This window comes from Pseudoalteromonas sp. S1610 (genome assembly GCF_005887465.1).
Lineage (GTDB): Bacteria > Pseudomonadota > Gammaproteobacteria > Enterobacterales > Alteromonadaceae > Pseudoalteromonas > Pseudoalteromonas undina.
Genome location: NZ_PNDI01000005.1, coordinates 20,167 through 35,964 on the forward strand (window position 1 = coordinate 20,167; position 15,798 = coordinate 35,964).

A 15,798-nucleotide genomic window follows, 5' to 3' on the forward strand; every position below is an offset into this window, starting at 1 on the left:
GGTGTTAGGAAATGGTTTCGGGCCACGAGGTTCGGGCTGTTCACCTGCCGCTCTAGGCTCGATGCTCGTTGCCTTCTATAATCTTGCCTAATCTCTGTTCTTACGATTTAATCTGCACTAAATCAAAGTCTGTCATCCCAGGTACAATCGCTTGCAGCCGAGACTCAGTAATATCTAGAGAGTTTAAACATTCACAATATTCAGAGGCTTTAAGTTCTAATTGATGGGCTTTTTTCTGTAACGACTTATCGATTTCTTTGGTGATGATATCCATGCGTTGCCCCATGTCGTTCATGCGGTCTTCTATATTGCCTTCTCGAGATTTAAATGCATCCCCAAGCGACATTAAAATTGCACCCAAAGAGCCATGTACAGCGGAGTGTATTTTTTGACTAATTTCTTTAGTAAAAAAATCATCTATTTGGGAAAGCGATTGAGGAGCTATAAAAAAGAAATCGTCGCCACGTTTAAACTTATCCATAAGTGCGCGCTCTACATATTGTAATTGCGTTTTTAGCACTTCGGGTTCTTTATCTGACATGCCCTCAACAACATGCTCAATAGCACTGAGTCCTAGGTTAACGCCATCGGTCGCTAAATCGACCAACTCAGGAACTGTTTGACGAATACCATTGCTAAATTGTTCTAGCACTTTGCTTTCGTCGGTGCTTAAGTCGACCCAGTAGCCTCGAATAAACAATTGATTATTATTGTTAATTTGCACCCTAGTTTGGCCTTTATCAACAATACGGATCACATCATCGGTAATAATTAAACCATGACGAAGTTCAACATCACATTGTTTTTGTGCGATTGCATTGGAGCTTAAAAGTGCCATTGATAACGCCAATATCGAACGAGATAAAAACGCCATAAACACCTCAAAAAAGACTAAAATAGGGGGTGGCTAGATTAACAAAAAACCAACTTTATGCAAGCAAAAGTAACACCCTAAAAACAAGGCACCATGAAACGTAACGTTTACACAGCGCCTTTATCCTCTGGCTTGTACTATTAAATAGGTGAGCCTGGTGGTATTGGCAGGGCTTTAAAATTGTCAGGCCACTGCCCTGTTGTTAAAAACTGATTAATTTGCGATGCTAAATAGTTTTTAAATGCGCTGTCACCCACTTCAGGATGGCCTAGCAAAGAGTGCTGATTAAACTCATCAGCAAGCTTGCTTAAATAGAAATGTAGTTGCGCTTGCACTTCAGGGCTTAAACCGTCGTTAGCGACAAGATCAGCCATGGTTTTTGCCGTTAGGTACTGTACTCGTTGTGTTACTTTTCCTGTCATGGTGGCAGGTGCTGATACATTAAACACTTGCTTATTTAACTGTTTAAGTAGCTCATCTAGGCTATAAAAGCGGTTATCACGTGCTTGCTGCTGTGCTAATCGATTTAATCGTTGAGCATTAAGTAATAGCGATAGACTATGCTGCGCTGCCACTTCAGGCAATGCAAGTGCATCCATAGTTAAGCCGGTACGACCCACTATACTTTCTCGTGATTTAGACTCGCCATACGCCTTTGGTACAATCAAAGACAGTATCGACTCTGGCAGCGTTAAATTAGTTGCTTTTAGGGTGGCTAAAATAGCATTAACAGCTTGTTGCTGAGCCTCTTTAGTTACAACTTGGGCGCCTTTAACGGGTGCGTCACTACGAATTTCATAGTCATAATCAACGCCCGCAATAAGCTTTGCAACCGCTTCAACTTGATAACGGTGGAACAAGTAAAGTGGCACTAGCTTTTCTTCTAACTGCGACAGTGCAACCCCAGTTTTTATATTGTTAATACCAAACTGCCCGAGCGCTTGCTTTCGCACATCAAGCACTCTAAGTAATTCTTCACTTGGATTACTGCCATTATCCCAAAGATGCGCTGTAGGGTGCGCCCCACCTTTGGCACGGGCATCACTGTCAGAAATAAACGCCAAACCTTGTGCTTTATTTTGCAGTAAAATAGCAGCGAGTGCTTCGCTTTCATCTTGGCCGGTAAAGTCACTGTAGCCATATTTGATCACTTGCGTATCCCATGCGCCCATACCTTTAGCATAACCATCAGATACGTCTAACTGACCATTATCTGCAAAGCTCAATAACGGATGCGGATAATCCATCACCGAAGCTCGATTATTTACTGACGCAGCAAAGTTGTGCGCAATACCCAGTGTATGACCAATTTCATGAGCACTGAGCTGACGAATACGATCAAGTGCCATTGCATGTAAAGTACCAGCCACTTCATTGCCTTTTAAATAAGGCGCAGCGAGTGATTCAGCAATAAGGATATCTTGACGCACTCGCAGCGACCCTAGTGTCACATGGCCTTTAATAATTTCACCTGTACGTGGGTCTATAATTGAACTGCCATAAGACCAACCTCGGGTTGCACGATGCACCCATTGAATAACGTTGTAGCGCACATCCATAGGGTCTGCATTACTTGGTAGCACTTTAACTTTAAAGGCATTTTTATAGCCTGCAGCATTAAAAGCGTCATTCCACCATTGCCCGCCATCTAATAAAGCCGTTTTTACTGGTTCAGGTACCCCTGGATCTAAGTAATAAACAATAGGCTCTATCGGCTCACTAACTGCTAGGTTTGGATCTTTTTTTGCTAAACGATGACGCGGAATGTAACGCACGTACATAGACTCATCGAGCCCTGCTGCATAATTTTTATGCTCCACACTCCAATAACCCGATTGCGGGCTAAATTTTCGTGGCGTGTAATTATCATCAGGCAATTGAATAAGTGAATGGTGCATGTGCACACTCAAAGCGTAAGGATCAGCACTCACTTGGCGAACGTATTTACCTGGTTTAGACCCTTTAAAGGTGAGAATGGCTTCAAGTTCAGTATTTTTCAAAAATGCTTTTGAGCGATTCATAAATACCGCACTGCGTGACTCATCAAGGCTAAACTGCCCTTGCTTGCGCGCAGCTAAAGTACGGCTTACGCCATGTACGTCACTCAGTAAATAAGGGGTGTAATCTATTAATGCAGCATTGTCATCTTGAGCGACAACTTTAAAACCCGCCAAAATGCTGGATGCAAATGCTTCTTTAACGCTTTGCTGCTCTGCTATATTACTCGTGTTTGCACGGTAGTAAGTATTTACGGCACGTAACATCACCTTGTTGCCAAAGCGCTCAAACTGTACCAAATAGGTACCGCCTAATTGGCCTCTATCTAAACCTATGTCGTTAGAGCCAACGCCATAAGGCAAGCTATGCTGTAGTAAAAATTGTTGCTCAAGTTTATCAACTTTTAAATACACATTGCCGTTTTGGGTATCGTAAAAGAAAGAAAAATAACCAGGGAAATGGTTCATTTTTTCAGTAAATTCGTCAATAGACTTAATTGCTGCGTGCGCTTGAGTTATCATACAGAGCAGCACAGTAAAGAGTATGTAACTTAATCGTGATATTTTTTGCATAATCTTATCTTTGTTATTAGCGTTTTAAATGCGATGTAGGTACCCCATTATAGGGGGTTATTTATACAATACAGTTATTTAAGACGAATTTCAGCGCTCTAAACTAATCTCTCTCACATTATGATTAGTTTTAACACGTTATCAGGAAAAAAGAATGCGTAGACTCCCACCAGTATTACTAGAAGATGGCTGTTCAAGAGAACTTTTGTCGTTAATTCGTACTATTTTAGCGGCATGTAAAGAAATTTCATTTCGCGTCGGTCAAGGTGAATTATCGGGCGTATTAGGCTCAACCCTCGATGAAAATATTCAAGGCGAAACACAAAAGAAACTCGATGTACTGTCTAATCAGTTATTAAAAGATATATTGCTGGAGTCAGGCACAGTTAAAGCGATTGCCTCTGAAGAAGAAGATTATACTGTTGCCGGTAACCCAGATGCCGAGTACATTGTTGCATTTGATCCACTTGATGGCTCGTCAAATACCGATATTAACTCACTTGTAGGTACTATTTTTTCTATTATGAAAGCACCTGTGGGCTCAGATGCTGCTGATGAAAAGATTTTTATGCAACCTGGGCATCAACAAGTGGCTGCAGGTTACGTACTGTATGGCCCATCAACTATGCTTGCGCTAACAACGGGTAAAGGTACACGCATGTTTACCTTAGATAAAACCCAAGGTAGCTTTTTACTTACTCAAGATTTTGCCGCTATTCCTGCTAAAACTAATGAATTTGCAATTAACGCCTCTAACCAGCGCCACTGGGAACCAGCGATGCAAAACTACATTAATGACTTACTTGCCGGAGATACAGGCCCTCGCGCTCAAAACTTCAATATGCGTTGGATTGCTGCAATGGTTGGCGATGTTCATCGTGTACTTAGCCGTGGTGGTTTATTTACTTACCCAACTGACACTAAAGATCCTAATAAACCTAATAAACTACGTTTACTATATGAAGCAAATCCAATGGCAATGCTAGTAGAGCAAGCAGGTGGTATTGCTTCAACAGGCACTGAGCGTATTATGGATATTCAGCCTGATGCTATCCATCAGCGAGTTGCGGTTATTTTAGGCTCTAAAGACGAAGTAGAAACTTGCTTGAGCTATCATAAGTAAACTTTAAGAATAGGTTTTAGGTTTCAGTTGTCAGCTAGAGATTAGCCCAGTAGTGGTTACTAACATCTGAAAACTGTTGCTTAAAACCTTTCATACTTTCTGATAACCACCTGCTACTGTTGTAGCAGCTTTAACAACTGTGCGAGCTTTTGATGAGTCAACTCGCCCATTTGCTCGCTATTACTTAGCGCGTAAATAACGCCTTCATGCTCAGCGCAATTTATGTCATCTCGCGACTCAATAACATTTGCCCACAGCTGTAAATCGTCAATATCAATTTCTTTATTGAAACAACGCATAAGTACATTAATTAGTACAGGCTTTGTGAGTGTGTACAGGTAGGTTTTATTGCTTGCTGCGGTTGAAACAATCACACTAATGGCACTATCTCTTTGCTCGCCAAATGTAATAAATTCAGCCAATGCTTTTTGTATATTCATAATGTTTGTTATTCTTGCTGCTCTACTGTTAATAAGACCTAAAATGACCCAGATAAACTGCAGCCAATGTAATACAACGCTTAACTGTAATGTTAATGATATAACCGCATGTTGGTGTTATCAGTTACCTACTATTTTACCACTCGATGATACAGCAACCAGCTGCTTATGCCGCTTATGTACTCTTGCTAAAATAAATAACTATTTAGAGACTATATACACTCAACCAATAAAAGCTCAAATCGCTTTTGCTAAACAATTTAGAAGCCATGATAATTTAATTGAAGGGTTAGATTACACCATGCAGAATAATTATATGGTGTTTAGTAAGTGGTATTTTTTAAAACGTGGTACTTGCTGCAAAAACGGGTGTAAAAATTGTCCCTATAATTAAATTAGCCACCCACTGCAATAGGCAGTGAGCTATCAGCGCCCCACTCACTCCACGAGCCGTCGTAAACACTTAAATTATTATATCCGCATTCATCAGCGAACAGTGCAAGCGCACAGGCAGTAACCCCCGAACCGCAGCTAAACTGTATCTGGGTTGCATTACCGACTAATTCACTAAACTGTGTTTGTATAAAGTCGAGTGATTTTGCCTCGCCATTTTCTAATAAACTACTTAAAGGTAGCGAGTAGCTATTAATAATGTGGCCGCTGCGCATACCCGCTCTTGGCTCTTTATTTTTACCGGTAAAGCGCCCATAAGCACGCGCATCTAAAATAACTGTATTGGCATCCTTAGTAGCACTTAGCACCTGTTTTTTATCAATAAAGTAATCAGGTTGGTAATGAGCAATAAAGTCGCCTTTTAGTGATGCTTGCGTATAGTTTGACTCAACCGCAAGCCCCAGCTCAAGCCACTTGGCTAAACCACCACCGAGGACTTTTACGTTATTAAACCCCATGGCTTTAAACATCCACCAGGCTCTAGCTGCACTGAATAACCCCGCATCCTCATAAATCACCACCAATGAGTCGTGATTAACGCCTGCTTTTTGCATCACCTGAGTAAATTGCTCTGCACTACACAAGGTATTGGGTAATGGGTTTGAAGTATCTGCGAGTTCTTTTTTGATATCAAACCGTTGTGCCTTGGGTAGCATAGCAACGGGCGAGTACTCCCCTGCAGCAGAGGGGCGTAGCATACCTGCATCAAAAATAACTAAGTTAGTTTGCTCTAAACGCGCATGTAACCATTTTGCACTGACTATGTTTTTCATCGTCTTGCCAAATTTAAGGAAATGAAATAGCTATATATTATTACAGCCTGTTTATAAACAGAATTTAGACTGGTTACAAATTATAATAATGCTAAAATAGCTGCTTTGAGGTTTCTAAATAAAATAAAATTATGCCAATCCCTTTTTACATTATCAATATGCAAGGCTGCGAAGACCGTTGGGAAACAACCCTAAAGCGACTTACCAGTCTACACTTAAATGCTGAACGTTTTGAAGCGACCATTGGCAAAAACCTTAGTGAACAAGAAATCCTCAAGTGGTATTGCCCGAAAAAAAATAAAAAAAGTTACAATCGCAACCTATCTGCAGGTGAAATTGGTTGCTATGTAAGCCATATGCGCCTTTGGCAAAAAATGGTCGATGAAAATATCGCTTATTGTGTTGTATTAGAGGATGACCTTTTCATTGAAGCTTCACTTAAAAATGTTGTTGATGCGGCGCTTAAATTAAAAAATTGGGATTTAATCAAGTTATCTGATAATCGAAACTTTCCATTTATTGACAGTACGCTATTAGAAAATAACCTAACAGTTGGCAACTATAAAAAAGCACCAAACGGCACTCAAGGCTACATCATTTCACTAAGCGGCGCTAAAAAACTACTGCAAAGAAAACCGTTTTTTAGACCGGTGGATGTCGATATGCAGTTTCACACTGAAGTAGGCCTAAATATGATAGGCATAAAACCCTATCCTGTTGCCGAAGATCGAAGCTTTATTAGTGAAATAACAAGCGCTAATGCAGGTTCTCATTCCAACCGCAGTACATTTATCAGAAATTTAATTCATAGATCGAGTATTCATAGGCAAAGACGATATAAAACTGCGGATCTTGCCAAAATTACAAGTGAGTAATACCCAGCATATTTTTACATGTATGCATTTGATTATAAAAATTAAATCTTAATAATTTCGCCACGCAATGGCGCCATTTTAGCTAAAATTTCATTTTGCACTGTATGTGGGATATTTTGCTCGTCCATTGCATTTATTAATAAATCGACAACGTGATTGAAGTCTTTTTCATTTATATTCATACCTGTATGAATCGCAACCATCGAGTCGCCTTTGTATTCACAAGGACCCTCAACCAGCGAACATAAATGACTAATAAACCCTTGTCGAAAATGGCTAATATTACTGTGTTCAAAGTAATGAAATACCTGCTTGTCATTACCTATTTGGGCAATAAAACTGTCAGTTAACTTTTCAAGCCCAGCTCGCTCGCCAAGTTGGTGATACAAAGAGGTATTAGGCTGAGCAGCACATCCTGCAAGCAAGCTTAAACAATAAAAAATAAATACTCTAATTTTCATTACCAATACCCCGTTACGGATAAATACCAGCCGGTTTGTTTGTCAACACCAGCAATCCGCCCTAAGTCTAAATAGGCCGCCGTTACACTGACGTGTTTATTAGGCATCCACGCTATAAATAAATCGCGCCAATCTTGTTCGCCTAAACCTAGGTTATTGGCTTTTTGTCGATACTCAATGCCAATAGCAAGTTCACGACTTACAAACACCGCACTACTTGCTTCTAGTAAAATATGGCTACCTTCATTAGCCCCTCCATATCCTAAAAGCCCTAACTGATTGGCTTTACTGTAACGGGTGGTCACATTCCAAAACCAGTTGTATCCAGCAAGTGCGCCCAAATGTAATTTACTAGCTGCTAGGTACACATCTGTACCACTGGTCTTTTTTGCGCCAACCAACTTTGCAACTGTGCCATCATCCAGTGATTTATGCTGTACACCCATGCTTAGCTGGGGCCACTTACTGTATACTATATCACCATATAAACGAATTTTTGCCCCAGAAATTGACTGCTCTATTTCTGTATTGAGCGCAGGCACATCAAACTGTTGCACTGCATAACTCAGTTCAACACGATTAAATAGGTTAAGCTGCACACCACAGGCATCTAGGCGGTAATCTGTTACATCAGCACGACTACAAAAGCCATTAACAGCCCATTCGTCCTCACTAGCATAACCTGCTAGCTGCGCCCAAGGAACTAACCCTCCTCCTGCACTGCCTTCAACTTGAGACACGCCCGGTGTTGCTAATAGTTTTCCCGTTGCAGCTACAGTTAGCGTACTGCAAAATAAGAGTGTCATGCTCAGTAAAAATTTAATGTACACCCTGATATTCCTCTAACCATTGTTCTAGTTGTTGTGCTTTTAAAGGACGACTCAAGTAGTAACCTTGTGCATGATCGCATTGCATTTCATGAAGCAATGATAAAGACGCTGCCGTTTCTACGCCCTCGGCCACCACTGAAAACCCAAGTTGGTGTCCAAGTGTGATTGACGAGCGCACTATGTATTGATCTTTTTGTGACTCATGCAAAGTTAAAATAAAGCATTTATCTAGCTTAAGCTCATCAATAGGTAACATTTTTAATCGCCCCAATGATGTTTGCCCGACACCGTAATCGTCTAGTGATATTTTAACACCGATAGTTTTTAAGTTCTCTAACGCTTTGATACCTTGAGCTTCATTTTCAATCATATCGCGCTCCGTCAACTCAATAGTGACAGAACTTGGGCTTACATGATATTTCTTTAAGGTCGCGACCAACAAATTATGAAATCCCGCATGCGCAATATCTTGGGCTGACACATTAATGGCGGCCTGTAAGTGAATCCCTTTTTTATACCAATCGGCTATTTGCGCAATAACTGTATCGACAACCCAAGCAGTTAGTTCCACAATTAATCCTGACTGCTCAGCTAAATCAATGAACACTTCAGGCGAAACCCAGCTCCCATCATCACGTTGCCAACGAATAAGTGACTCAACCTTATCAATTTTCTGACTTTTAATATTCAACTTAGGCTGATAAGTCATAAACAGTTGCCCGTTATCATCATCAATCGCTTGTTTGAGCTCATCAAGCATGATTAAAAGGTCTAAGTGCGCCTCATCTTCACCATCTTGGTAGTAATGTAAGCTTTGTTGGCTTGTTGTAGCCGCATCAACAGCAATGAGTACACGCCGCATTAAATCGTCCGCTTTAACGCCTTGTCCAGGGTACTGCACAATCCCAGCGTTAAAACGCAAACTTATTTTTAAGCTTTTAATCTGATAAGGTGCCTGTAATTGCTCAATCAAATCGGCTACAGCACATTTTACTTGGTCAGCCTCCACACTGGGGTAAACCGTTAAAAACTCATCGCCGCCAATTCGTGCATGAAATCCACCAAGCTCATCAGAGAATTGACGAATACGGTTTGCCACCGCAATTAAACACTCATCTCCTACTTGCGGACCAAGCTTGTCGTTTATGTGTCTTAAGCCTTTTATATCAATAGCAACAAGCGTGTAGCATCTATCTTTAGTGAGCTGCTTTGCCAATAAATCTAACATAGCTGAACGGTTATAAAACCCTGTTAAGGTATCGTGATGTGCTTGAAAACTAATTTGCTGCTCACGCTTATTAATATCATTACCCATGTTATTAAAGGCGCTGACTAGCGTTGCTATTTCGCTGCTTTGTTTTTTACCTTCAAATTTAAATCGGTAGTCACCTTTGGCAAATTGCCTTGCGATAACCGCTAACTGTGTAAGTCCGCTGGTTAAGTTATTGGCAAGCAAACTACTGGTGATCACACCAAATAACATGGTTAACACGGCCAATGTAACTAGCGTTAGCAATAGTTGCTCAATATCTCGATAACTTGAGGTTAAATCAGCACTTAGTAGTAAGGTGACCGGGTGTGATTGCAAAGATGGTAAAGCTATTTGTTGATTTTCATAGGCCAAATATTCAGCAAAAAAACGAGCTGTAGTTTTATTTTCAAAGTATTCTATAGGTTGAAATTTTTCAGGTTGAGGTGCAAACGAGCTTGCTGCAAAACTATCTAATTGCGCAACAAAGCTAACCTCCATACCGGTTAAGCTTTTCAGCTCAGTAGTCACAGCCGATGTGATTTTGAACCCGACTAAACTGTAAGCGATGGTTCTGGGGGTTTTAACTGGCAATAATATTACTTGATAGAGCTGATTATTTAACACTACAAAGCTCGATTGTTCAGAATTATTTAATAATTCATCCATCAAGGGCTGTAGGTTATCTGCAAAATTTTGTGCATTCACATTAGCAGACACTAACCGCCCCGATAAATCGAGCAACAGCATTAAATCGGCATTGATCCGTTGGCTATGATTGTATAATACACTACTAATGGTGGCTGCATCGCGAGTAGCAACTGCCTGCTTAAAACCAAAATCAGCGGTTAACACCTTTGCAGCAGTTAATAGCAAGCTCTCTTTTGATTTTAAATATTGCTTATAAACGCTTTGCGCAACCGTTATATTTTGCTGTACTTTTTCTGCCTGAAACTTACTCGTAGACCACCAAAAACTCACTAAGCTGAGTAAAGTTGTAAGTAACACCAAGCCAACGCATAGCGTTGTTATACGGCTACGTAAATTATTGCCCATTACCTTCCCTAAATTGACTGCCAAAGGTGTTACGTGGTGCAGGCGTAGACGTATTTATAGTGATTGATACCGGGCTGGTTGATTTTATATCAAACATTTTTTTATTATCCAAAGTCGCTGTTTGCAGTGAGTGCCAGACACTGGCTTGCACAGGAAAAGAGTCAACTTGTAGATTTATTTGGCCTTGCTCGTTGCTGGTATACACATGATTACTATTAGCGACATAAATATAGCCCACCATAGAATCGTGGATATTGCAGCCTAGAACAACAACACCTTGATTATCAAACTTAATGGGATCTTCTGGCTGACCAGAATAGAGCTTTAATTGAAAGGGCTTTGCTTTTGAAAAAGAATATACATGGTGGCGAATATTATCGCTATTTGGAAAGTTAACGTACTGACCTTGGTGTACAATAAGTAGCTGTGGTGAAAACTGTTTATCAACTTGATCCATTACCGCCGTGGGTAAACTGCCCGTAGTTTTTGAGGAAGGTAAATGATTTATTTCTACGACAGCATTAGGCAATACTTGGTCATGCTGATCTTTAATAACCAAATTAATGGTATTGCCAAAGGCCGACACACTAAACAATGCACCCAGTACTAATAAATAACGACGTTTTGCAATAACTTGCATTGCTCGCTCTAACATAATCACACCTAAATATTCACTATAGGTTAAGTTAATTAGAGACGAGCACTAATTGCAAGAATTATAGCTCAGTTAGTTAAAATAAATACTTTTTTACTAGTAAAAATGAGCATTGCTATGCCTGTCTACTTACTTCGCTAATTATCGATTAATCCATAGTCAGTATCTAAAATTGCAATCACTTCTTGGCGCGGATCATTGGGTATAACGATCTCTTTACCGATAATTTTGCTAGCGATACCCACATAAGTGTCAGACACTTCAAGCATTACTGACTCAGGTAAAATATAATCTTTTGCTAGCTGCTCACGCTCAGCCATACGGTCTTTATTTAATAACACATCACTCTCTGGTACGTTATTAATTAACAGCTGACGGAAGCCTTCCTTTGAGTTTTCAACAATTTTGCCATTCTTATAAGATGCTTCATCCCAAATACGCGATGAATCTGGTGTCCCTACTTCATCAATATAAATAAGTTGCTGCACACCATTTAAATCTTCTACATAACCAAATTCAAATTTAGTATCGACGAAAATTTGCCCTAGCTTAGCTAACTCACTACTGATTAACTCGAATCCTTCTACCAATAATTTTTCGTATTTGGTGACATCGTCAGTCGATTTAAAATTGAAAACATCTAAGTTGTTCGTAATATTTTCACGAGTGATGTTTACATCATCTACGGCAGGAATATCGGCAACCCCTTCTATAATACCTTTAGTAGAAGGAGTTATAAGTACTTGCTCAAGCTTTTGATTCGCTTTTAAGTCTTCTGGAAGTTGCAAACCACAAAAGTGTCTTTCGCCTTTGGCGTAGTCGCGCCACATACTGCCGGTAATATATTGGCGAGCAATCGCTTCAACTTTAACTGTACTGGCTTTACGAACAATCCATACATATGGGTGAGGAATATCAACAATATGATTACCCGCCAAACCGGCTTCATTAAACATGTTAAACCAATGAGCAGCCACTGAGTTTAATGCAATCCCTTTACCAGGAACGCCATTTAGGCCATTTTCACCTTGCCATATGCAATCAAAAGCAGAAATTCTGTCTGAAATAACCATAATGGCTAATTCAGTATCGGCAGGAACGTTATAGCCTTTTTCATTTATTAAGCGTTTGCTATCTGCATCAGTTAACCAATAAACTGAACGTACTTTGCCACTGTGTACTTTACCTTTAGTACGAATGGGTAAGTCATCGTTTACGTCTAAAACTTTATAGCTAGTCATGCTATCTCCGGGGTTTGGCATGCTCAAAGAGCAAAGTATGGAATTGGGGTTAGGCGCTCTATAATAATCTAGCCAACCACAAAGCTCAATCTTAGGCTAAAAACAAATCATCTCAGAATATTTATCTAGCTGACGCATTGGGGTAAACTTGCATGATTACTTGCCCTAAGGAGCTAGCTTGAACTATTTAACTGCCACTAAGAATAAGAAATATTTAATGTATATTTCTCAAAATTATTCCTATGCTATTTTAAGGCCATTGCAAGCAGAAATATTAGCTCAAGGAGGGGAAGTTAAATGGTTCTTAGAGGGTGATAATGTTAACCCTGACTTTTTGAAAAGTGATGAAAAAACACTAAATTCTATTCATGAGATAAACCAATGGGCGCCTGACGCAACCTTTGCACCAGCGAACTCTATCCCTACATTTTTCCCAGGAAAGAAAGTAGCTGTTTTTCACGGCTTTGATGCAGGAAAACTAAATAAAAAAGGCCAAAACGATCACTTTAAAGTTCGGGGATGTTTTGATTTATATTGTACACAAGGCCCAAATACGACGGCTCCGTTTACGGCGTTACAAAAAAAACTGGGCTATTTTAAGGTAGTAGAAACAGGTTGGCCTCCCCTAGATCAATTCTTTAACGGTAACTCAAAGCCTAGCCATATTGATGAAACAGACTCTCGCCCAACGGTATTGATCTGCTCTACATTTTCAAAACGCTTATCTCTTGCACCTAAACTTTATGATCAAATAAAACACTTTAGTGAAAGCGGTAAATGGCGACTATTAGTTCAGTTTCATCCGAAAATGCCGCAAGAGTGGGTTAATAAATATCAAGCGTTAAGTAATGATAATCTAACCTTTGTTGAAACAGACAATGTTATTCCTTTATTACAATCTGCTGATGTAATGCTGTGCGATACTTCATCCATACTACTGATGTTTTTAGTACAACGAAAACCGGTTGTAACGTTTTGTAATAAAGCACCTGAAAAACACTTACTTGATATTACAGATAAAAATAACGTTGAAGCCGCAATAGACTATGCACTAACTTACCCAAAAGAACTGGTGGATAATATTGAAGCTTTTTGCCAAGAATTACACCCATACACAGATGGCAAGTCAAGCCAACGAGTACTTTGCGCAACCAATGAACTGTTGCATAGTGATGAAAAGCTCAAAGCTAAACCACTTAATCTTATTAGACAATTTAAAATGCGCAAAAGACTTAACTATTGGAGTTGGTAAGACGTTATGATCAACCTTGAGAATGTATCTTTTAAATGGCATAAAAAAGCAGCCAGCCCCACTCTCACTATTGAGCAACTCGCCATTGATGAAGGTGAACATGTTTTTTTACATGGGCCAAGCGGCAGTGGTAAATCTACCTTACTGGCACTACTGGCAGGCATTAATGTAACCACTAGCGGCCAACTTTGTGTTTTGAACCAAAATCTAAGTGCGCTTACCAATGCACAACGCGACGCATTTAGAGCGGATCATATTGGCTATATTTTCCAAAACTTTAATTTACTACCTTATTTAACCCCATTAGAAAATGTATGTTTAGGGTGCCAATTTTCGAAAAAGCGTCAGCAACACGTGCTCAACCAAATTGAGAGTTTAATCAAAGAAGCTGCCCGACTTCTCAATGCACTTGGGTTAGAGCCGCACCTTCATAATCAAAATGTTGCCACTTTAAGTATTGGGCAGCAACAGCGAGTTGCTGCAGCACGTGCATTTATAGGCAGCCCCGAACTTATCATTGCCGATGAGCCTACTTCAGCACTTGATACGCAAAATCGTGAAAGCTTTATTAAGCTGCTATTTGAACAAGCAAAAAAAAGTAACAGCACGCTTGTTTTTGTCAGTCACGATGAAACATTAAAGCCACTCTTTAGCCGCACAATCGACTTAGTAAATTTACAAGGTGGTGTATGATTTTATTTAAACTTGCCTATAAAAGTTTGCTAAATAGACGTGCCAGTGTATTACTGACATTGCTCACTATTGCGATTAGCGTCATGTTATTACTCAGTATTGAGCGCGTTCGCGTAGATGCTAAAAGTAGTTTTAGTAATACCATTTCGGGTACCGATTTAATTGTTGGCGCACGTACTGGCGATATTCAATTACTACTCTCCTCGGTGTTTAGAATTGGCCACACCAATAATGGTGTGAGTTGGCAAAGCTACCAATACATTACAAAACAACGCGGGGTTAAGTGGAGCATTCCTATCAGCCTTGGAGATAGCCATAAGGGCCAAGCAGTTTTAGGCACCACACTTGATTATTTTAAGCACTATCGATTTGCTAAAAAACAGCCCTTAGCATTTACACAAGGACAGGCTTTTTCTAGCATCAATGAAGTTGTTATAGGGAGTGAGGTTGCAAGTAAACTGGCCTATAAAATTGGTGATGAAATCGTTATTTCTCATGGTATGGGCAATACTAGCTTTCATCATCATGATGATAACCCCTTCAAAGTTGTTGGTATTTTAAAGCCTACTGGCACCCCTGTTGATAAAACCTTGCATGTGCCGCTGGCGGCAATTGAAATGATTCATGGTGGCGGCCATCATGATCATGACGATCATCATGACCACTCGAGTCACGCACTAGTTGGCCATCCAAAACAAATTACCGCCTTTTTAATGGGCTTCGACTCACCGCTTTATACGCTGCAAATTAGGCGTAACATAAACCAATTTAAGCCAGAGCCTTTATTAGCGATTATGCCTACAGTCACACTAAAAGAGCTTTGGGAAATGCTGGCAATAATAGAAAAGATCCTATTGCTATTTTCATTTGTGGTGGTCATTATTAGCTTGCTCGGCATGTTAACCACACTGCTGGCTAACCTTAATCAACGCCGCAGAGAACTGGCAATATTACGTTCTGTGGGCGCCCGCCCTTGGCAATTATTTTCACTGATCAGTATAGAATCACTGCTCACTACCTTTTTAGGTTGCTTAGTAGGCTGCACTCTATTTTATGCGCTTATGGGCACAACCGCGGGTTACTTACAAAGCCAAGCAGGAGTGAGCATTAATATCAGTATGCTCTCTGACTATGAACTCACTTTGATTGGCGTTATTATGGCTGCGGGATTCATTATTGGCTTGATCCCTGCTACACGCGCTTACTTTTATTCTCTTAGTGATGGTATGAGTATAAAAATATAAACTTTAGGA

Annotated in this window: 15 protein-coding genes; 6 read left to right on the forward strand and 9 right to left on the reverse strand. The window is 40.0% G+C overall.

What is annotated here, in order from left to right; translation table 11 throughout:
• Positions 1–100: 100 nt before the first annotated feature.
• Both CWB77_RS03045 and CWB77_RS03050 read right to left on the reverse strand, forming a co-directional pair.
• Complete coding sequence (locus tag CWB77_RS03045; RefSeq protein ID WP_010390508.1) at positions 101–874, reverse strand: YggN family protein; 774 nt, start codon at positions 872–874, stop codon at positions 101–103.
• A gap of 140 nt (positions 875–1,014) precedes the next feature.
• The gene (locus tag CWB77_RS03050) at positions 1,015–3,444 is read right to left on the reverse strand and encodes a zinc-dependent metalloprotease (RefSeq protein WP_138621319.1); all 2,430 of its coding nucleotides are present in this window, start codon (positions 3,442–3,444) and stop codon (positions 1,015–1,017) included.
• Between the two features lie 154 nt (positions 3,445–3,598).
• On the opposite strand from CWB77_RS03050, the gene CWB77_RS03055 reads away from it, so the two are divergent.
• On the forward strand, positions 3,599–4,567 hold the full coding sequence (locus CWB77_RS03055; RefSeq protein ID WP_008115459.1) for a class 1 fructose-bisphosphatase: 969 nt from the start codon (positions 3,599–3,601) through the stop codon (positions 4,565–4,567).
• A gap of 113 nt (positions 4,568–4,680) precedes the next feature.
• Here CWB77_RS03055 and CWB77_RS03060 read toward each other — a convergent pair whose 3' ends face one another.
• The gene (locus CWB77_RS03060) at positions 4,681–5,007 is read right to left on the reverse strand and encodes a hypothetical protein (protein ID WP_010390505.1); all 327 of its coding nucleotides are present in this window, start codon (positions 5,005–5,007) and stop codon (positions 4,681–4,683) included.
• Positions 5,008–5,050: 43 nt separating this feature from the next.
• Between CWB77_RS03060 and CWB77_RS03065 the strand changes: the two genes are divergently transcribed.
• Positions 5,051–5,401, forward strand: coding sequence for a DUF5522 domain-containing protein (locus tag CWB77_RS03065; protein WP_138621321.1), 351 nt, complete (start codon positions 5,051–5,053; stop codon positions 5,399–5,401).
• Between the two features lies 1 nt (position 5,402).
• Here the strand turns inward: CWB77_RS03065 and CWB77_RS03070 are convergent, their stop codons facing one another.
• Positions 5,403–6,233: a sulfurtransferase gene (locus CWB77_RS03070; RefSeq protein ID WP_010390502.1), complete on the reverse strand. Its 831-nt coding sequence runs from the start codon at positions 6,231–6,233 to the stop codon at positions 5,403–5,405.
• A gap of 131 nt (positions 6,234–6,364) precedes the next feature.
• Here CWB77_RS03070 and CWB77_RS03075 point away from each other — a divergent pair, with 131 nt between their 5' ends.
• Positions 6,365–7,108 carry a glycosyltransferase family 25 protein gene (locus CWB77_RS03075; protein WP_010390501.1) on the forward strand — a complete coding sequence of 248 codons (744 nt, stop codon included), beginning with the start codon at positions 6,365–6,367 and terminating at the stop codon, positions 7,106–7,108.
• 41 nt (positions 7,109–7,149) lie between these two features.
• Here the strand turns inward: CWB77_RS03075 and CWB77_RS03080 are convergent, their stop codons facing one another.
• The 5 genes from CWB77_RS03080 to CWB77_RS03100 all read right to left on the reverse strand — a co-directional run bounded on the left by CWB77_RS03080 (position 7,150) and on the right by CWB77_RS03100 (position 12,600).
• Complete coding sequence (locus CWB77_RS03080) at positions 7,150–7,569, reverse strand: group I truncated hemoglobin (protein WP_010390499.1); 420 nt, start codon at positions 7,567–7,569, stop codon at positions 7,150–7,152.
• Positions 7,569–8,375 carry a DUF3034 family protein gene (locus CWB77_RS03085; protein ID WP_282454125.1) on the reverse strand — a complete coding sequence of 269 codons (807 nt, stop codon included), beginning with the start codon at positions 8,373–8,375 and terminating at the stop codon, positions 7,569–7,571. The genes CWB77_RS03080 and CWB77_RS03085 overlap by 1 nt, the downstream gene beginning before the upstream one ends.
• A gap of 13 nt (positions 8,376–8,388) precedes the next feature.
• Positions 8,389–10,704 (reverse strand): bifunctional diguanylate cyclase/phosphodiesterase, encoded by a 2,316-nt coding sequence (locus CWB77_RS03090; RefSeq protein ID WP_138621323.1) that lies wholly within the window; start codon positions 10,702–10,704, stop codon positions 8,389–8,391.
• Positions 10,694–11,359 carry a methylamine utilization protein gene (locus tag CWB77_RS03095; protein ID WP_055012244.1) on the reverse strand — a complete coding sequence of 222 codons (666 nt, stop codon included), beginning with the start codon at positions 11,357–11,359 and terminating at the stop codon, positions 10,694–10,696. Before CWB77_RS03095 ends, CWB77_RS03090 begins: the two co-directional genes overlap by 11 nt.
• Before the next feature lie 137 nt (positions 11,360–11,496).
• Positions 11,497–12,600, reverse strand: coding sequence for a phosphoribosylaminoimidazolesuccinocarboxamide synthase (locus CWB77_RS03100; protein ID WP_138621325.1), 1,104 nt, complete (start codon positions 12,598–12,600; stop codon positions 11,497–11,499).
• Between the two features lie 217 nt (positions 12,601–12,817).
• Between CWB77_RS03100 and CWB77_RS03105 the strand changes: the two genes are divergently transcribed.
• From CWB77_RS03105 to CWB77_RS03115, 3 genes are read left to right on the forward strand one after another with little or no spacing between them, the layout of a single operon-like run.
• Positions 12,818–13,852, forward strand: a complete 1,035-nt coding sequence (locus tag CWB77_RS03105; RefSeq protein WP_138621375.1) for a CDP-glycerol glycerophosphotransferase family protein — start codon at positions 12,818–12,820, stop codon at positions 13,850–13,852.
• A 6-nt stretch (positions 13,853–13,858) separates the two neighbouring features.
• Positions 13,859–14,545: an ABC transporter ATP-binding protein gene (locus CWB77_RS03110; protein WP_055012246.1), complete on the forward strand. Its 687-nt coding sequence runs from the start codon at positions 13,859–13,861 to the stop codon at positions 14,543–14,545.
• Complete coding sequence (locus CWB77_RS03115; RefSeq protein WP_138621327.1) at positions 14,542–15,789, forward strand: ABC transporter permease; 1,248 nt, start codon at positions 14,542–14,544, stop codon at positions 15,787–15,789. The genes CWB77_RS03110 and CWB77_RS03115 overlap by 4 nt, the downstream gene beginning before the upstream one ends.
• Positions 15,790–15,798: the final 9 nt, after the last annotated feature.